Origin of the sequence: Sunxiuqinia dokdonensis, assembly GCF_001270965.1 — a bacterium.
GTDB lineage: Bacteria > Bacteroidota > Bacteroidia > Bacteroidales > Prolixibacteraceae > Sunxiuqinia > Sunxiuqinia dokdonensis.
Genome location: NZ_LGIA01000151.1, coordinates 62188 through 79385, shown reverse-complemented (window position 1 = coordinate 79385; position 17198 = coordinate 62188). Strand labels below are relative to the sequence as shown.

20 protein-coding genes are annotated in these 17198 nt (G+C 45.3%); 1 reads left to right on the top strand and 19 read right to left on the bottom strand.

Annotated elements, in window-relative coordinates; all coding sequences use genetic code 11:
* From NC99_RS10720 to NC99_RS10645, 16 genes are all read right to left on the bottom strand, one after another.
* On the bottom strand, positions 1-266 hold a 266-nt coding region (locus NC99_RS10720; RefSeq protein ID WP_157624779.1), incomplete at its 3' end, for a plasmid mobilization protein.
* Between the two features lie 501 nt (positions 267-767).
* Positions 768-1844 (bottom strand): IS110 family RNA-guided transposase, encoded by a 1077-nt coding sequence (locus NC99_RS10715; RefSeq protein WP_053183492.1) that lies wholly within the window; start codon positions 1842-1844, stop codon positions 768-770.
* 202 nt (positions 1845-2046) lie between these two features.
* A complete protein-coding gene (locus tag NC99_RS10710; protein ID WP_053183490.1) occupies positions 2047-2727 on the bottom strand; it encodes a DUF3945 domain-containing protein in 681 nt (226 codons plus the stop codon).
* A gap of 18 nt (positions 2728-2745) precedes the next feature.
* Positions 2746-3264: a PH domain-containing protein gene (locus NC99_RS10705; protein ID WP_053183488.1), complete on the bottom strand. Its 519-nt coding sequence runs from the start codon at positions 3262-3264 to the stop codon at positions 2746-2748.
* Positions 3257-5302 (bottom strand): YWFCY domain-containing protein, encoded by a 2046-nt coding sequence (locus NC99_RS10700; RefSeq protein ID WP_053183486.1) that lies wholly within the window; start codon positions 5300-5302, stop codon positions 3257-3259. Before NC99_RS10700 ends, NC99_RS10705 begins: the two co-directional genes overlap by 8 nt.
* Positions 5303-5313: 11 nt before the next feature.
* The gene (locus tag NC99_RS10695) at positions 5314-6123 is read right to left on the bottom strand and encodes a DUF4138 domain-containing protein (protein WP_053183484.1); all 810 of its coding nucleotides are present in this window, start codon (positions 6121-6123) and stop codon (positions 5314-5316) included.
* Between the two features lie 5 nt (positions 6124-6128).
* A complete protein-coding gene (gene traM, locus NC99_RS10690; RefSeq protein WP_053183482.1) occupies positions 6129-7289 on the bottom strand; it encodes a conjugative transposon protein TraM in 1161 nt (386 codons plus the stop codon).
* Positions 7255-7608 (bottom strand): hypothetical protein, encoded by a 354-nt coding sequence (locus tag NC99_RS10685; protein WP_053183480.1) that lies wholly within the window; start codon positions 7606-7608, stop codon positions 7255-7257. Before NC99_RS10685 ends, traM begins: the two co-directional genes overlap by 35 nt.
* A gap of 17 nt (positions 7609-7625) precedes the next feature.
* Positions 7626-8252, bottom strand: a complete 627-nt coding sequence (gene traK, locus NC99_RS10680; RefSeq protein ID WP_082326432.1) for a conjugative transposon protein TraK — start codon at positions 8250-8252, stop codon at positions 7626-7628.
* 52 nt (positions 8253-8304) lie between these two features.
* Positions 8305-9255 carry a hypothetical protein gene (locus NC99_RS10675; RefSeq protein ID WP_053183478.1) on the bottom strand — a complete coding sequence of 317 codons (951 nt, stop codon included), beginning with the start codon at positions 9253-9255 and terminating at the stop codon, positions 8305-8307.
* A 2-nt stretch (positions 9256-9257) separates the two neighbouring features.
* The gene (locus NC99_RS10670) at positions 9258-9983 is read right to left on the bottom strand and encodes a hypothetical protein (RefSeq protein ID WP_053183476.1); all 726 of its coding nucleotides are present in this window, start codon (positions 9981-9983) and stop codon (positions 9258-9260) included.
* A gap of 47 nt (positions 9984-10030) precedes the next feature.
* On the bottom strand, positions 10031-10693 hold the full coding sequence (locus NC99_RS10665; protein WP_053183474.1) for a hypothetical protein: 663 nt from the start codon (positions 10691-10693) through the stop codon (positions 10031-10033).
* Positions 10694-10724: 31 nt separating this feature from the next.
* Entirely contained in the window at positions 10725-13151 is a 2427-nt protein-coding gene (locus NC99_RS10660) for a TraG family conjugative transposon ATPase (RefSeq protein WP_053183472.1), read from the bottom strand.
* A complete protein-coding gene (locus NC99_RS10655) occupies positions 13148-13453 on the bottom strand; it encodes a DUF4133 domain-containing protein (RefSeq protein ID WP_053183470.1) in 306 nt (101 codons plus the stop codon). Before NC99_RS10655 ends, NC99_RS10660 begins: the two co-directional genes overlap by 4 nt.
* Positions 13453-13767 (bottom strand): DUF4134 domain-containing protein, encoded by a 315-nt coding sequence (locus tag NC99_RS10650; RefSeq protein WP_053183468.1) that lies wholly within the window; start codon positions 13765-13767, stop codon positions 13453-13455. The genes NC99_RS10655 and NC99_RS10650 overlap by 1 nt, the downstream gene beginning before the upstream one ends.
* Before the next feature lie 20 nt (positions 13768-13787).
* The gene (locus tag NC99_RS10645) at positions 13788-14150 is read right to left on the bottom strand and encodes a hypothetical protein (protein ID WP_157624777.1); all 363 of its coding nucleotides are present in this window, start codon (positions 14148-14150) and stop codon (positions 13788-13790) included.
* A gap of 438 nt (positions 14151-14588) precedes the next feature.
* On the opposite strand from NC99_RS10645, the gene NC99_RS10640 reads away from it, so the two are divergent.
* Positions 14589-14861, top strand: coding sequence for a hypothetical protein (locus NC99_RS10640; protein WP_053183464.1), 273 nt, complete (start codon positions 14589-14591; stop codon positions 14859-14861).
* A gap of 207 nt (positions 14862-15068) precedes the next feature.
* Here the strand turns inward: NC99_RS10640 and NC99_RS10635 are convergent, their stop codons facing one another.
* The 3 genes from NC99_RS10635 to NC99_RS10620 all read right to left on the bottom strand — a co-directional run bounded on the left by NC99_RS10635 (position 15069) and on the right by NC99_RS10620 (position 16868).
* Positions 15069-15794 (bottom strand): P-loop NTPase family protein, encoded by a 726-nt coding sequence (locus NC99_RS10635; RefSeq protein ID WP_204374967.1) that lies wholly within the window; start codon positions 15792-15794, stop codon positions 15069-15071.
* Positions 15795-16199: 405 nt separating this feature from the next.
* Positions 16200-16496, bottom strand: coding sequence for a helix-turn-helix domain-containing protein (locus tag NC99_RS10625; RefSeq protein WP_053183461.1), 297 nt, complete (start codon positions 16494-16496; stop codon positions 16200-16202).
* 129 nt (positions 16497-16625) lie between these two features.
* Positions 16626-16868: a hypothetical protein gene (locus NC99_RS10620; RefSeq protein WP_157624775.1), complete on the bottom strand. Its 243-nt coding sequence runs from the start codon at positions 16866-16868 to the stop codon at positions 16626-16628.
* Between the last annotated feature and the right edge of the window lie 330 nt (positions 16869-17198).

Here is a 17198-nt window from a genome sequence, read left to right as displayed (position 1 = left end):
TTGACCCCGATCTTATTTAGCTCATAGTCCAGATTTTTTAACTGGTCATTGGCGTTTTCATCCAGGGAAATCACCTTTCGATCTGACTGCTTAAAAATCCGCGACCGGATGTAATCACTCATGCAGGCGAACTTCCCCCGTTTGGTGAGGCTTTTTAAACGGATCTTTTCTTCCCGGGTGATCCGGATGATCAGCATTTCGTTGCGCTTTTCCTTATCTGATAGATGTGGCCGCATGTGCTGTTTCCTACTTCTGTTATTGTTCAAAGAGGGGAGTATTTTTACCAACCTGCTATCAGGTGGGGAAAGCCTCCCGATATTGTCGGGACAAGGTGAAAAGGTTTTTGTGCATACAAAAACACAACTTGCACTCCCCTTCTATGTTGTAATCCAAATCTTTCAATAATATTTTCCCCTCTTTTCCAAAGATTTATATTTTCCGACTTTTAACTTTCGGGCAATACTGAGCCTGAAGGTTTACTCAACTTGGCAAAGTCTTACCGGGTTAAATCCCCGGTAAGACTTTTAATAAACCTTCGGTATAAAACATCGCCGTCGGTTACTCACTTGGCTTTCAATTTTTAAAACAGGTCTATAAAAACATCCTTCTATCAACGGATTTGTATTCAGATAACAAACCGCATATCAGTGTTTAATTTGTTATAGTTAGAGCTGTAGCCTCTTTAATAAACGGATACCATTCTAGTGGACCGCAAGGGGATTGTTACAGTCTCCTGATTCGAGATGTTATTTGACCTACACTTGGGACTAAACAACATTACAGACATATTCTTTATCATTTTTCAATACATATTGTATTCTAGACAATAACTTTTTCGCAATCCTGACAATAGCTTCATTCTTTTTCATCCTTTTGCTCAAGTTATTAAAGGCAAGTGCAAGGCTGGGATCATGCTTAATTGCAACCCAGGCAGACTCAATCAACATACTTCGGAGAATGTTATTTGACCGGGAAGTTATACTCCCAGTAGAATCTCTTTCTCCTGATGAGCTCATTGTTGGTATTAAACCTACATAGGAACATAGTTTATCCAGGTTTTTAAAACGGTTGATATCTTCAATCTCAGACAATAACGTTATTGCAGTTATTTTACCGATACCTGGAACACTTGTTAGCAATTTCAATTTTGCTGAATACGGGCTTGTCTTTAAAATTCCTCTTAGCTGCTGGGTTACTTTCAATAATTTTGATCTCAGCTGCTCTGTAATATCAATCGAATGAACCAGAAGTTCCCCACTATATGGGGAATGAAATGAAAGCTCTCTCAGCCACTGGGTAAACTTTGCTGACCAATACTTTGAAGCACTGTCCATTTCCAATGGAATATTTATCCCATGGAAATACAGTAAGGATTTGACCCGGCATTTGTTTCTGGTTATTTCCTTTACCAAAGTACGCCTATACCTAACAAAGTCCCGCACAGCAATTGCTGATTCCGATGGAACATAAATACCAATGGTTTCGCCATTGCATAAAGACTTTGCTATTTTTCTACTGTCGCGCCGGTCTTCCTTTTGCTTTCGCTCCTTATCTGTTGTTGGAATGTCAGCAGGGTTTAAAACAATATTGGTTATACCATGGGCTTCTAATTCTCGATGGGCACTAAAACCACAAAATCCTGCTTCATAGGCCGAGTAATAAGTTCCACCCGGAAAGTTCCTTTTGAGGTAATTAGCTAAATCCACTGCGCATGGATTTTGAGAAAACGTCTTGTATGTTAGATGATCCAACATAACTGTTACTACCCAATTTTTCAAATGGACATCAATACCAACATAGATATTTTGTCCTTCAAAACTGATTGTTTTAACTTGTTCTTTCATAAGCCTCTATTTTAATTTGTTAACACTCTATATACAAGTTACAACAAATGGCTGGCTCATGCCTATTACAAACATACTGCCTCTTTGAGCTAAGATTTACCCTTGATTTTCCTGCTTTTTTTCTCTGATTTTTCAGTCAAAAAGAAAGGGAAACTTTAGTTTGAATTTCCCCCTCTTTTTACTTCAAGTAACCGATGGTTTTTTAGCCAACTTTCGGTTTGGCTCCTTTACTTTTTTCCGGTTTCAGGTCTTCCGATTTTTGCATCTTCTCCTGTTTAAAATTCGAGAAGCTGATGTTCCGTTCGGCGGCGTTTACCTGTAGGGTAGCTCCGAACTTTTTATTGTTCTTGCCCATCATGCCGTCCACGGTCACCTTTTGTCCTGCTGCCAGTTTTTCTTTTTGTTCCGACGTCAAGGTAACGCCTTTGATCTTTTCCGGAACCTGGATGTGTTTTGCCCTGAGCGGGATCAGTTCGTTGGTTTTGGAGTCGATGCTCAGGTAATAGGTATCTTTCTTACCGTCCCGACTGGTCAACTCAATGGTCTTGCCCAGGTTCTTGTCATTCAGCAGTGCTCCCTTTTCCTCTTTGGTAAACTTATGCCCCAGGTATTCATCGGGGACAAACAGTCGCTGAATCGGATGGACCTTGACATCAACTTTACCATCTTCACCCTGTTGCAAGCGGATCTTTGCCGGGATTTTGTAATCCTGGTCGTTGATCCTGGCATTAATGGTATAAAGCTTATCTGAGCGAAAACCATTCAGAAAATCAGTTAGTTCCCGGCTTTCCATGCGGGACACAAAGTTTCGGTCAATTCCGGCTTTCTCCAGTTTCTCAAACGGGATGTCAGCCATGTTCATTCGTGTGTTTTGTTGTTCCATAACTTTTAATTTTAAGTGTTAATCAACTTCGAAAACGTGTTTCTCCCTTCGGTTCTGTTCAACCAGCCCGCGAAGGGTTTTATATATTTTTCTTGGATTCTTGATTGCCTCCATTTTAAAGATGGGGGTGGTTTTATCAGAGGTGTAAACGGTCAGGTTGCCCAGGCCAAACAACCGGTATATCAAGGGCCTGTCAACGGCAAAATCCTTAATGCGGTAGTGTTCTATAAATTCGTGTTTCTGGTGCAGGATTCCGGAATAATGCCTGAGTTCCTCTGAGCTGATTTCATAGCGGATACAGTAAATCTTCAGCATATAATATCCCAGGTAACCAGCGAACAATACCGCCAGAGAAACCGGAAGGTTCAGAATATAAGGTTCAAACTTATCCGGGACAAAATCGACCGGCAGGTACAATTTGAGCAGCTTATCCAACAGGAAAAGTCCGGGGATCAGCAGAATTCCCAACAGAAAGGCTGGCAGGTTCAGCAGTTGGGACGGCTTAAATTTGATGGTTGTTTCTCCCTTATTATTCATGGCTTTTGTTTTTAGGATTCTTTCGGTGGACAATGGTGAATGGCTTGACCAGTTGGCTTGGATGATCCGGCCTTTGCGGCTCTGGTTTTTGGTGACTGCCCTCATCTTCCTCCCTGTCGATAGCCGTTTGATTGGTAATCCTGCGGATATCGTTTTGGATTCGCAGGCGGTTTCGTTCCAGTACTTCAGCCATATCATCGAATTTGTAAAAATCCGGGATTGGCCGGTAGCCCTTTTCTTCCTTTTCAATCTCTTTGGTATCCACATGGATCAGACAATTGAAGTTCTTCTGGCTAATCTGTTCCCCGTAATTATCCGTGAGCTGGCCAACCATATAGCCTTGAGGCAAAGTGGCAATCTTTCCTTCGGGCACCAGGTAATCCATCTGGGTAGAAATGGTGGTGCTCTGGGTGTTCCGGTTAATGTTGATGGCCTGGCGTTCCTGCAGTATCTTTCCCATCCGGTTTTGCATGAACTTGGCCGTTTCCCCGGCTGCCTGCCCGGAAAAGACATTCCCGATATTGGTCAGGATGGCATTGGCCTGTTCCTTTCCGTAATCCCTGATCAACTGGTCAATGGTCTGCATCCCCAGCAAAGTGGAGATCCGGTTGGCCCGGGCGGTAGCAATCAGGGTATCCAAGCCACGGAAGTAGATGGTCGGCAGCTCATCAAAGATCAGCGATGAAGGGTGCTGGCCTTTCCTGTTGATGATCTTCAACATCCGGGTGATATAAAGGGAAAGCACCGCCCCGTACATCTCAATGCGGAGCGGGTTGTTTGCCAGGCAAACGATTTTAGGCGCTTTCGGGTTATTAATGTCCAGTGAAAAATCATCGCCTGAGCAGATCCAATAGATCTCCCGGCTGATGATCTTGGAGATGGCGATTTTCAGGCTTCCCAGTTGGCCTTCCAACTGTTCATTGGCCTTGCGATGGTAGGCACTGACAAAAGGATTGATAATGCCAACCACATCCTTTTCCTGGCTGAGTACTTCAAACAAATCGTCATAGTCCAGTTGCAAAAGTTCAATGGCATGAGGAAGGGTACAATATGTTCCACCTTTGTACTTTTTGAGAAACCAAATCACGGCTGCAAAAAAGGACACGGCGCTTTCCGAAAAGAACTCCCCTTGCTTTTTGATCCATTCCCGGTTCAGGTTGTAGAGCACGGTACGGGAGGATTCAAAGGCATCAATCGGACTTTCCATCAGCTCCGGGGCCAGCGGATTGCAACGAAATGACTTACGGATATCATCAAAATTGATCACATAAAACCGGGTGTTTTCCGTCAGGCTGCCTTTCTTCTTTGCCCATAGAAAGTGATTGTAAGCCACCAAGGACAAGTCCGGGTATTTAAAATCATAGACGCACAGGGAAAAACCTTTCTGAAGGTGTTGCTTGATAAAGGGCAAAACCACCGAATAGGACTTCCCGGAACCGGGCGTGCCGATGACCATCGTTCCCCGGAAAGGGTTTACAAGATTGATCCAGCCCTGATGCTCCTTCCCTTTTTGAATATAGCGGGTTGGAAGGTTAATGGCGTATTCATTGGTTTTGAGAATTTCTTCCTGCGGGAAGTTTTCGTTTTCCTGGTTAAAGCGGTCTTTCATCAAATTGACCGTGATCAGCTTGGAGACATTGTCAAAGCCGATATTCAGGACGACAAAACCAATAAATGTTGAACCCACGTATGCCAGATCATAACGGTCCAGCAGGAGCAAACTTCCCCAGTAAAGGGTGAGTCCGACAATTACCTGAACCACAATATTGGAAACCTTCAGCTCCCGGTCTTTGTGCGCTTTGGTGCCCACGCAGGTGATTATCAGAAACAACAGGCAAAAGGTTTTCGAGACGTAGATATCAGAAAGAAAGTCCAGTTGGCCCAACTTTTGAAACAAGCCCTCAAACTCGGGAATATACCAACCCTGAACACCAAAGAAGTCGATCCGACTTAGGTACAGCGAAGCGATTAGCAACAAGTAGCTGATAAACCGGAAGCTTTCATGCAATCGAACCAAGTCCTGTCGTTCGTAACTCATCCTGTCTTTATTTAGTTTGAGATTAATTCTTTGGCTTTTAGAATATCCTTGTTCCCGATCTCCAAAGTCAGCCTGCGACCCGTATTCCCCAGTGCTTTTTCAATCATCTCCAGGCGGAGGACACGTTTGTTAGGTAAAACCAGGTTGGGCAGTACAAACACTTCCCGAACACTCGTGTAACCGGGGATAACTTTGATTTCGTGGTGCCGGTAGCTTGGCTCTATCTGGTACTCCTGGGTGTTGGTGGCTTTGAACTGCCGCTTATCATCAATCCACCAGTGAAAGCTTTCTACCCGGTAGGCCAGGTTGGTTTTATTGGTAATCCGAACTTCAAAAAACAGGAAGCCGTTTTTCTGGGTGATCGTCTTGAGCTGAACCTTGATCCCGTCTTTCTTCTGCTTGACGCCACGCACCAGGCTTTTTCGTTTCAACAGGATCTGTTCGCATAATTCTTTCATCACGTAATCAGGCATCAGGGCGGAAGATGGCCCGCCTGCTTTTTCAGAATGGAAAGATTTCAGATGGTAGGTAATTTCTTCTGAATCCTGAAAATGCAGGATCAAGGAGTAAATCCGGCCGGCACAAACAACCGTCAGGGAAGATTCTTTTTCAAACAATCCGGTAGCTTTGATACGGATAAGGTCTGGAAGCTCCGGAACGACTTCGGCTAGAATAAGTGACGGATCACCAACCTGCAAGTACGAGACCTTATCCGGACAAACCAGGTGCGTGGCTTTGCAGTCGCTGACAGAAAGCTTGTTCTGGGCAGTTAATGTCAGGTGAAGGATCAATATCGGAATAAGAATTAAAAAGTTTTTCATAGCTATTACTTTTGATTGATTAGATAGACAAGGGTGTTCTTCTTGATGGTCACCTTTTTCAGGCGAACCATTTTAAACAGGGATTGGGCAGTCCGGTCGGCTGCCCGAACTCCGGCATAGGTCAGCGGATCAGCCGTGACACCAAACAAAGAAGAAGTATTGGTTGAGCTTCCGACCTCTTTGGCTACTTTCCGGGCTGCATTGTCCGGGACATACAATCCAGCGAGACCATCCAGGTCATGAATCATTAGATCAACCGGCAAAAAATCTTTATCTGTTGGCAACTGGCTTACCCGAATATGCAACCGTTCGTTTTTGATCTGGCAAACACCATAAATGAATGTGTTTTGGGGAACGGTTTTTTCGTTTACCCGGCAGTCTTCCAGCAAGCGCATTTTTACCCGGTTGCCATCCAGAACGGTGGTGGTTTCGTACACTTCAGCCCTGATCAACGGACTGGCTGACGTTGTCCCGTCAAAACTTGGCGAATGCTTTTTATCCAGGTTAAAGCTGGCTGACTTTTTAGCTTCCAGTTCTTGTAGTTTCTGGTTAGCCTGTTTCAGGTAATAACCCAGCGAATCGTTCTGACGGCTTAGGGCGATATTTTCATCAAACACCTGATCCAGTTCTTCAATCCCGGTTTTCTGTAAAGCATCCGGCCGCTGAGTCGTTGGCCTGATAACAGGTTTCGTTGCAGAGACGTTTTGACGCCTTGGGCTATCCAGGTTATTTCCCTCCATCTCTTTTCGAACCTGCGCCTCCTTGTCTTTGATATGCGCCAAAAGATTATTGGAAACATTGGCGTTAACTTCGTTCGCTTTAAAGTTTTCCAAAACTGTTGCAGAGTCTTCAGAAGTTGTGATATTCACATCGGTATTTTTGGCCGGATGACCTCCCATAACATGATAGTCTTGCATGGAAACAACCCGGCCTTGACTGTTTTGGTAAGCTTCCATCTTATCAAAGATTTCGATGGACTTCTCCGCTTCAGGCAGCTCATAATTGGCCCCATTCTTTTTACCTGGCTTCATTTTTTCGGATGTTTCCTGCCCGGCATTTTTGCCCCCACCCAGGATGTAAAAGATCAGCACCACAAAGGGAAGTAAAGCCAGTGGCAATATCAGCTGAGCCTTATTCTTTTTCAGGAACGTGTAGTTTGTCTTCATGAACTCGGCGTTTTAAAAGGTTTTCAAAAGAGTCTGTGGGCATTTCAAAGGGAGAGAGAATCGGCTTTTCCTGTACTGGTTGCTTCGCACTTAATGCCGGACTGTTCAATTTTTCATGATTGAACTTCGCATCCGGAAACAGGATAAAAGACAACGCAAAGGATAGAAACAGGAATCCTAAGAAAAACAGCCACTTGGTTTTTCGTTTGACCGGACTCAGGTTCTGATCCATTTCATCCATCCGGTTAATCCACCGCGTGTACCGGCTGACATCTTTAAACTGTGGCGATTTCACTTTATTGGTGTTTGTATTTTTCATGGCTTTTCAATCGAGGGTTAAAATGATTTTCGTTTGATCGTTTCCAGGTCGGTGTTATCTGTAATCCGCCAGCCTTCGATCAAAAATCCATGTGGGTTGTGATCGGTGCGGGAGATGTTGCGAAGCTGTCCCGTGGTTTGCAGGTTGCGGATCGTAATGTTCGAAGTGCGGACAATCTTCTGCTTCCCGAAATACTGAAACCGGTAGGGATAGGATGAAAAATCCAGCTTGATGGAGTCGGTCATCACTGTCATGCTAATGTCTGAGGCAATCACCTGGTTATAGACATTGTTCTCCTTGAACGACTGGTATTGTTCCATCGCCGTACGATCAGCCAGGTAGAGTGCTTCCCGTACATTATTTTCGATGTACTGCTTGTCCGGTTCCAGGGTAAAAAACAGCTCATGAAACCGTTTCACGTGATCACGCGCTTCCGCATCCCGGTTTTCAGTAATATCTTCCCGAAGAGCGACCAGCAAAGATTTGCCATTATCCAGAACATAGATCTTTTGCCGGGACTGATCGGACAGTTTCATCGACAGGGTAAACACGTAGCCACTTAGCCCAACTAACCCAATGCTGACGGCCAAAAGCACATAAACGGTAAAGCGAAACTTCCGCTGAATATCAAAGATCTTTTTCATTGTTGGGTCTTAATTGGATATTGATTATTCATTATTGAAAATTTTCGTTTTGTCATTTCATAGCCCCTTTGGTTGCCGCCATAATGGCTGCTGTCCTGACCAATCTTCCTCCTCCGGAACCGGTCCCGGATGCCTGCACGATCCACGAAGCAATTTTCGGCACCATGGCCAAGCCGATAATCCCGCAAACCGGCACCACCAGGTTGGAGACAAAAAACAGCGAAGGCTGGTAGAACAGCATCGAATGGATCAGGGCAATTTCCTGATCCAGCACATAGATCAGCACTTCCTGAACCAGTGAAAGGATAATCAGGGCAATGGGCAGGTAGAGGTTCACATTGACAAACCGGGCAATCCAGCCCAGGTAATTTTCCTGAAAGCCGTCAAAAATGGACAGGGCAAAAACCAGCGGCCCGAAAACCACCAGTAGCACACAGAACACCGTCCGAAGAAAAGCGATCAGATAAACCAGTACCTCAAACAACGATTCGAGCAATTGCCTGACGGCGTCCATGATGTACAGGTTAATTTGGTGTTGCAAAGCCCTGCCTGATATGATGTTGTAGGTCGTCAATAGCAGGTTGATCCCTTTGTCCCACAGGGCAGCTTCTTTTTCCTCATTTTCGTAGAACAGTGGCATATCCACAAGCAGAATAGCATCCCGCTTTTCTTCCAGCTTTTCCACCACCAGGTGTTTTTTGTTGGCATAGATTGATTCGGAAAGGTGGGTCAATCCTTTGGTGGGAACCATCAGTAAATTAATAAATGGTCCCCAGAAGGTAATCACCAGCACCAAAGCAAACGGACGAAGCAGCGGCAACAGGAAAACCGGGTTATCGGCAATCAGTTGCTCATAAATTCGCTTGGAAATGTAGAAAAAAGCGGCAATGCCTCCTATTGCCCGGGCCATATCAACCAGCATCCCGGCATTATCAATTCCTGCCTGAACCATGGTATCGGTAAAGGCAAAAAAACCGTCAGTTGTAATCACTTGTAACAGCATAATCAGCGGGTTAAAAAGGCATAACTGCCGGTTGTCGGATTACCAAAAACATTCAGGTGACAGAGTTTTCGGTAGGTATAGTCTGTTTCACCAACCAGTTGATTTAATTCCGATTGAATGCCGGCAAAAGATTCCAGCTTAGCCCCGTGATCGCTCTCCAAAAGGTTGACCATTAAAAAACGCATCAACAGGTCATCTGCTTCATCCCGCAGGATATGTTTCACTTTGGATGAGTTTTCCAGCCGGTCAAAGTTTCCGATCTTCTGGTAAAGGCGAATAAACTGTCCCGCCAGTCCGTAAATATCCGGCAGTTCATCCTTGCGGGCATTGAAAAGTCTTTCTTCAATCACCTTTTGAAGCTGCGTGTTGTCTTTGATCTGGCTGGTTTCATCGTGCCGTCCTTTTATCTGCGATCGCTCCAGCAGTTTGGCAGCGATCCGTAAAAGACCGGTTTTGGTCTGTCCGGCATATTCGGTCGCGTCCGAAACAGGCAATGCCCCAAGCTCGACATAATAATGGGTAGGCCAGGTTCGCACGAAAACATGCGGTACCGGAAGCAGCCAGCCTTTAAAAGCAATAAAGCTTAACGGGTAATCGTCATTCATTTCCGGGTAATACCCGTGCCAGGGTTTGACATTCAGTAGCTGGGCGTTAGCCTTTTTAGGGAGTACGGCAGTAGCAAGCATTACACTCATGGTCATTCCAAGTAAGGGCAATATAAGTTTCATAATGATCTGTTTTAATGGTGTTTTAAAATTCAAAAACTCTAAACTCGCTAGTGATACAGGCTGTAATACAGGGCAAAGCTTTCCAGGCTTCCGTCCTGTTGGCTTTTCAGGTAAGAAGCGTAAAGCAGTTTGTTGTAGAGATAGCAGATCGTCCCGTAATGGCGGCGTACATCTTCATAAACCCCATTGATGGTATCGTACCGCTGTTTGTCATCCATCAGGAAAAGGTTGTCTTTCAGAATGGTATTCAATACCGTATTGGTGAGCTGGCGACTGTCATCCAGGATCAGGTCAAAAGACTGGACAATCACAGCCGCCTGCTGCGCGGTAAAGTTTTCATCCTGTACCAGCTTGGGGACTTTTTCGGTATAAATCTCCATGATTTTTGAAAGCAGGTCACGTGTCTGTTGAACCCGTTTATAGTCTTTGATCAGGCCACTGACCTTTTCCAGGCTTTCCAGCATTTTCTGGTCGATACCGAGTAGCTCCCCGGTCAGTCCTTTAATATCACCGTTCAGGGCTTTAATCAAAATATTATACCAGTTGATCTTGGAAAGAATGTCCTTTTCTTGCGTCCAAAGGGCTTCCCGTTGAATACCGGCTCCCACATCGGTCACCGGGGTTTGGCAAAAGCCTGGCTTTTGAAAAATGGCTGTCTGCGTTAGCACAAAAAGTAGCAACAGCACTGTTTTTCTGATTTTTGTTTTCATTGTTTTGTTTTTTGATTGTTTGAATAAATGATTACATGGTTTTGAGGGCTTCCAATACATTTTTGCCTCCGTATTCCATCCAAAATTGGATTCGATCTTTTTCCCGCTGTTCGGACGTGTAGCAGAAATACTCGGCCCGGCTCGTTTCCAGGGCGAACACCCGGGAATAGCTTCCCAAACTGATAAAAACCTCTTTCAGTTTCCGGTCCGATGGGAGGTTTTTGTTGATGGACAGGATCTGCTCTTTTTGAAATTCAGAAAGGCCAAGGCTCTGGCTGATCTGTTCAAACTTGTTTTTGAACTTGCCCATGTCAAGCAATATCCTGGTATCGGCATTGTTGATAATGGCATCCCGGATCACCGGTGAGGAGATCACATCATCCACCTCCTGGGTAACCACTATCGCTTCGCCAAAAAACTTACGGATCGTTTTAAAATAGTATTTCAGGTAGGAGGCCATCTGCGGCGTGGCAATGGCCTTCCAGGCTTCTTCAATGACCAGGAGTTTTCGCACGCCTTTTAGCTTTCGCATTTTTTGGAGGAAAATATCCATGATAATCAGCGTGGCAACCGGGAAAATGATTGGATGATCTTTTATTTGATCCAATTCGAATACTATAAACGGGCAGCGAAAAAATTCGTCCGTATCCATCTGGCGGTTCAGCAAGTAGTCGTATTCTCCGCCCCGATAGTATTTTGAGAGGATAAAAAGGAACTCGGCGCAATTAAAATCCAGGGATTGCTCTTTAACCAAAGCCGGAATGAACTCGCAGGAGAATTCATAGTAGCCGTTAAAAGACCGTTCCGGTCCGTCTGTTTTGAAAAACTCCCGCAGGGAATGGGCAATCACATCCTTTTCCATCTCCGAGAGGTTCTCCTTGTAAATGGTGTAAATCACGGACAGGATGGTTTGCCTTTTTTCCACATCGGGTTCGCCGGTCAATACAAACGGGTTAAAGGAGATCGGATTTTCGGTTGTAAACTCCACCATCATCGCCCCGCCCTGGTCTTTCAGCCGTTCTTCCAGGTACCAGGCCAGCAGTTCATAACTCCGGCCAACATCCAGCAAAACGATGTGGCAGTTTTCACTTTCGGCGTATTGCCGTAAGAGGTGGTTGGTGAAAAACGATTTCCCGGATCCAGATCCACCGATCACCAGTTTATTCCGGTTATGGATCAGGTGCTTTTTCATTGGCTCATCAGAAATGTCAATCCTAACCGGGCAACCTTCCAAACGGTTGGAAAGGTGGATCGTAAAATCCGATTTTGAGTTCCGGATCGATCCTTCAAAATTGGTCAGGCAGCAGGCCTGTGGTACCTGGGTGATAAACAATTCTGATTCGGGAAGCTGCGTTGAAAACGGTACGCAGGCAAAGAACAACAGCGGCAGGTCAAACGAATGTTGGTATGGAAAACAATTCATCAGGGAAAAAGCTGAAGCCGCCTCGCTTTTGTATTGTTTAAGCTGCGCAATCGACTCATCAAAGAGCATCACGTTAAAATGCGTTTTGACGATCTTTTCACCGGCGGTCTGTACCGTATCCAAAAACTCATCGATCAAACCGGCGTTAACCTTGTTCTCCGAAGAAAACCTGGAGAGGCTGTAGATCCGTTTGTAGCTGCCTTCCAAAAAAGTCTTGACCTGCTGCTGGTCCGGCACATAAATAAACTGGTTGGTCACGTGAGAGAACGGCAAGTTGTAAGTAACCGGGTAAACCATTGATGCCGGAAGGCCTGTTGTGGGATGAACACCAGCTGGTTTCAGTTCAGACGGCATATGCGAATAATCGCTTAAACTCAGGATCTCCACAAACTGGTCCATGACCCGGAGCCGGTCCCGAAAATCAATCCCGCCCAGCACCGGTCGGTCTTTATGGAAGTTCAATGTCAGGTAGCGCTCGATTAGTCCGGGCGAGTCTTCATCACCAATGGCTTCGGCCTGGCTAACCGCTTCGCAGACAATCCCGCTTTGGGTAAAAAGACCAGTCAGGTTGGCCTGTACCTCTTTCAGCTTTTCGGTCAGCCGGGCTTCGTGTTGTTTTGCCTTTTTTGAAAAGATAAGCGCTGAACCCAGGTAGTTTTTCAACAGCCCGGTATTCAGCAAACTGACATACAGGTAGCATTCATGTTTCAGGTAAGGCCTGCCTTCAAAGTGCTTCAAATAACAATCATTAAGGCTTGAAACTTCTTGCTTTCTATTCCGGCCTCTTTCAAAAAAATGCTCCACAAAAAAGAAATCCTGCTTGTGCATCAACGTGTTTACCGGCAGCAGGTTCACAGCCCGCTGGAAGGTATCGTGCAACAAGTAAAGCTGTTCGCGACTGCAGGAAAGCAATTCCGGAAGGTGGAGTTTCAGCCCGAAGCCCATGTCCAGGTTGTTGGAGACCATCAGGTCGCCATTAAAGCCCAGTACCGGCAGGGCATGTTCGATTGGTTTCACATTCATTGGTTTTATCATCGCTGTTGATTTTGATGGATGCGTCTCTTGATCCGGATAAACTGCGGTAGTTTTTTGGCTGTCTGCTTTTTATTCCAACCTGCCGGTCCGTACTTTTTCTGGATTTGGCTGACCCGGTAGAGCCAGGCAAAAAAGGATGGGACACAAATGATCACGGCCGCAAAGGTGCCGATGAGAATATACAAGCCCACAAAGAGCAGGAAAGCAGCCAGTATTCCGTAAAGTGCCTGGAAAACCAAAGGGCCGGAAAGCCCTTTGATATACAGTTTGGTATCGACCTTTTGCAATTTGTAAGTTTCCATCAGGCAAAAAAGGCTTTGATGACCACACCAACCAGGATCAGAAACAGGCAGGCACCGAACCAACCCATAATGGCTTTTTGGGTATCCTGGTCGCCGCTCTGCCACTTAATGTACACCCGGACGCCACCAATCAGCCCGACCACAGCGCCGATGGCAATGATCAGGTTGGAGACCGGATCCACGTAGGAACTGACCTCGGCGGTGGCCTGGTCAATACCGGCAGAACTCTGGGCTAAAGCCCGTGAAACCCACAAGAAGATTAGAGCAGCAATCGCGGCTGCTTTTGAAAAGAATCGTTGAACTTTTGTTTTCATAGCTTTTAAAAATTGAAGGATTATTGTTGAAACTGGATTTGTTCCATTACTGATTTCGGAATAGGATTCTTGGAATTCTGAAGCCGGTCAAGACTGTAGCCGTCGTCCACACCAATTTCTTCATAGAAGGAAACGGGCAAAACAACAGCCCCAAAAGGGATCAGGGGAACCATCTCTGAAGGCAAGTCCCGGGAGAAGACACCCACTGCTTGCAGCTCATCCGGCTGGATATATCCGGCGAAGTCATCTTCAAATAAGGTTTTTTGACTTGCTCTCTTTTTGTTGAATAAAAACAGCATAAAAAGGGAGAAGTACCACAGGGTAAGGAGAAGCAGGATCGCCCGGATAAACTGTCCCCAACTGATTTGATCGAGTCCAAACATACGCAGTTCGCTTTGAGATTAATGTTGATTTGTCTAGAGCCAAGGACTTAAAAAACGATCTGTCCCCGTGGCCATCAATGCAAAGTTGCACCAGCGGATATGAAAAAAGACCCCATATAAACTGAGGTACATGATTATATGGTTTAGTAAAATAGATTGATTGAGATGTCGTTTGATTTGAGTTGTTTCGGTTTGGCAAGTGACGCTTTCTGAAGGGTCTATGGAGAGTTCGGGTTGATACGATTTGATGTCATTTGAACAGGGAGATTTTTTTCAAAAAACAAAAGAAAAAACAGGCAAAAAAGAAAAGAAAAACCATTTGGAAGCTGGTCGGGGCAAAAATGCAAGGCTGGACCCAAACTGATATTTTTCTAATAATCATCTTTGGCTATTAATGGGGCCACTTGCCTTGGCCTTGCATTTTAACTTTGGGTTGGAATGTGCGGAGACCGGCTAAATTGGTTTTCTTTTTTGATTTTTGACGGAAATAATCTCAAGCTGAAATTTTTGGGTGTGGGCGGGCTCAGGCAAGTGTCGCCCGGGCGTGAAGCGAAGCGAAACAAACGGGGCGACTCTTGCCGTGCGGTGCAACCCGGCTTCGGAGCGACGGTGAGTGAAAAAGCGACTGGTTTCGTGCGCGGTAGCGTACGGATCAAGGAAGCGATTGAGCGAGGCGGAGCGATGGTGCCGGGGCACAGGGATAACCTGTAAAAACACCACCATAAACCGAAAAATATAGAATCAAACCTAATCAAACCGGAAAGTTGCCTGCGAAGGGATAGCGGACGGTTAGTCAGGCCCCTGGCCTGGTGCCGTCCGCGGAAACGAAGCAGGCGTCTTTCATTTTAACCGAGGCTTGTGAGCGCCGTGGCGGAGCCAACGGCGCGAACAGGCCGCAGGGTCACCTACAAAATCATGTCAACAGCGTTTGTCTTTGGCATCCTTGTCAAAAGCCACCAGGTTAAACATTTCCCTCATCCTTGAGCGTATCCGGTTGCCGTACCGTTCTTCCAGTTCCGGGGCAGAAAGATTGGTAGTGGCATGGGTCAGCACACCACGGGAAACAAACTGATCGTAGCGGTTAAGAAGGATCTCGGCCATTACATTGCACTGCGTGCCGAAATACTTTTGAATGTTGTCCACGCCCAGATCGTCGAAACACCATACCTGAGGAATTATTCTTCCATTCAGGTTTCGAACCGAACCTTTACTGTAGCGGTTAAACACTGAATAGCCGTCCTTTTCCAGCTCAAAACTGATCTCCCGGGCCGCTTTGATTCGGTACTGCTTTTCCGGCGGAAAAAAGTAGTTGACCAGGCTCATCAACTGGGATTTTCCCGCCCCGACGGGACCGATCAGAAGGATTCCCTTCCGAAGACTCAGCCCGGATTTGGTACAACTTTCTTGGTCGTTAATGGCATAGACCAGCAATTTGTAGATCAGCACATGATCCTCCGGGTAAATGCGAAAATGATCCCCAAACAGGATTCTTCCCTGTTTTTCCATCCACTTCAGGCTCAACTGAAAATTGAAATGGAACAATCCATCTTTGAATTCAGCCACTTCGTCAAAGGGGCTCTGAATAATCCTTGTCATTGTTGACGTGGTAGTGGTTAAGCCCGTTAATTTTTCTTCTTTCCCCATTTTGAAAAATTTGATCGGGTGACTTGTTTCCTGTTTTTCTGTTTATTCTTTTAATATGTGTATCACCTCCGGTATCACTTGCAGTATCATTACCAGTACCACTACCGGTATTGCCTCCTGTATCAAATCTGATACAGCTAACTTCACTTCCACAGTGCCGGTTGGCTGCTGGGAAATACCTGATGTACCTCCATCGATCAAGTTCTTTGATGCATTTGGCGTAAGTGTTCACAGATCCGATTCTGGATAGTATCATCAGTTCGGTACGGTTGATGGGAAACTTTCCGGCAAAGCGGTTCAGGTTCCAGAGTTGGAAAACGGCTAAATACAAACTGATGTGATATGCAGTCAATCTCCCGTCGCCCGAAACCCGTTCGAAAAAACCGTTCAGGTGTTTAATGTAGTTCATCTGAAAGAACTGAAAGAGGAATGATTCTTCGTTTGGTTCTCTTCCAGCATTTTGCGTATATCTGCGTAATCATAGAAGATCATTCCCCCTATCTTGGTGAAAGGCAGGTTTCCATTGACACGCATCTGTTGAAGTTTACCGGATGAAACGCCGAGAAGCTCCTTAACTTCATAGGATTTGAGCCATCGTTTGGAAGGTTCTCCGTGATGTTCCTTTAGCAATCTTTTGAATTCCCGGAGCAGTTCGACTTTGAATTCCCGGAGATCGTCAGTTGTAACAATTTCTGCAGGCATAACAATTTAATTTTGAATGGTTGATTTTGAAATTGCTTCAAAATTGCAACGATTCAAACAAAACTATTACCTATATAAACTGAGGTTGGGTTTTATATGGTTAAACCAAATAGCAAGTGTGGATCCAGATTATAGGAAATTGGCTTTCCGGCTTTTCATTAATTCCCGCATACATCCCCTGTGAAATTGGCGCATTTCATCCAGTTTCTTTTGTGGGATTGCTTCGATTTGTGCCACTTGCTTTCGTTCATTTTTCATCTCATAGTAGGGGATAAAAGGGCAATCAGCAACTGGTTCTCCAAACGGGCATTTAGACATGGGATTGACCAAATCGGCATTCTGGCGGATTTTTGAAGTATCAATTGTTGACATGGTAGTTGTTTTTATGATGGTAAGCTATCAGAATTCGAATAAAAAAGAGGCGTGACCGCGGACTTGGTGCTTCCACGGAACCGCCAGGGTCCTAGTCACAGTCAAATCCGAGCCACGCCAAAGGCGCAGACATCGGACTCTTTATTCCTGTGACTTAAATTAAAACTGGCGGTTTTAGGAATCACGAATAAAAAGCCAACGCTTTCTATATTGTCAGTTCATCCGGATCTCTTACCCAGATGAGATTCTATCGGTCTTATCTTTCGCAAAGATAGTAAACATCCTTAAATTGGGTTAATGGTATTACGGATTCAAATAATCTTTTAGTCG

Bases quoted from the DNA above. Each gene is read 5' to 3' on its own strand.
- NC99_RS10640 (WP_053183464.1), top strand. From the start codon at position 14,589: ATGTGCGGAGACCGGCTAAATTGGTTTTCTTTTTTGATTTTTGACGGA.
- NC99_RS10685 (WP_053183480.1), bottom strand. From the start codon at position 7,608: ATGAAAAATACAAACACCAATAAAGTGAAATCGCCACAGTTTAAAGAT.
- traM (WP_053183482.1), bottom strand. From the start codon at position 7,289: ATGAAGACAAACTACACGTTCCTGAAAAAGAATAAGGCTCAGCTGATA.
- NC99_RS10620 (WP_157624775.1), bottom strand. From the start codon at position 16,868: ATGTCAACAATTGATACTTCAAAAATCCGCCAGAATGCCGATTTGGTC.
- NC99_RS10665 (WP_053183474.1), bottom strand. From the start codon at position 10,693: ATGAAAACAAAAATCAGAAAAACAGTGCTGTTGCTACTTTTTGTGCTA.
- NC99_RS10635 (WP_204374967.1), bottom strand. From the start codon at position 15,794: ATGGGGAAAGAAGAAAAATTAACGGGCTTAACCACTACCACGTCAACA.
- NC99_RS10705 (WP_053183488.1), bottom strand. From the start codon at position 3,264: ATGAATAATAAGGGAGAAACAACCATCAAATTTAAGCCGTCCCAACTG.
- NC99_RS10655 (WP_053183470.1), bottom strand. From the start codon at position 13,453: ATGGAAACTTACAAATTGCAAAAGGTCGATACCAAACTGTATATCAAA.
- NC99_RS10675 (WP_053183478.1), bottom strand. From the start codon at position 9,255: ATGCTGTTACAAGTGATTACAACTGACGGTTTTTTTGCCTTTACCGAT.
- NC99_RS10650 (WP_053183468.1), bottom strand. From the start codon at position 13,767: ATGAAAACAAAAGTTCAACGATTCTTTTCAAAAGCAGCCGCGATTGCT.
- NC99_RS10670 (WP_053183476.1), bottom strand. From the start codon at position 9,983: ATGAAACTTATATTGCCCTTACTTGGAATGACCATGAGTGTAATGCTT.
- NC99_RS10715 (WP_053183492.1), bottom strand. From the start codon at position 1,844: ATGAAAGAACAAGTTAAAACAATCAGTTTTGAAGGACAAAATATCTAT.
- NC99_RS10625 (WP_053183461.1), bottom strand. From the start codon at position 16,496: ATGCCTGCAGAAATTGTTACAACTGACGATCTCCGGGAATTCAAAGTC.
- traK (WP_082326432.1), bottom strand. From the start codon at position 8,252: ATGAAAAAGATCTTTGATATTCAGCGGAAGTTTCGCTTTACCGTTTAT.
- NC99_RS10700 (WP_053183486.1), bottom strand. From the start codon at position 5,302: ATGAGTTACGAACGACAGGACTTGGTTCGATTGCATGAAAGCTTCCGG.
- NC99_RS10710 (WP_053183490.1), bottom strand. From the start codon at position 2,727: ATGGAACAACAAAACACACGAATGAACATGGCTGACATCCCGTTTGAG.
- NC99_RS10695 (WP_053183484.1), bottom strand. From the start codon at position 6,123: ATGAAAAACTTTTTAATTCTTATTCCGATATTGATCCTTCACCTGACA.
- NC99_RS10660 (WP_053183472.1), bottom strand. From the start codon at position 13,151: ATGATAAAACCAATGAATGTGAAACCAATCGAACATGCCCTGCCGGTA.
- NC99_RS10645 (WP_157624777.1), bottom strand. From the start codon at position 14,150: ATGTTTGGACTCGATCAAATCAGTTGGGGACAGTTTATCCGGGCGATC.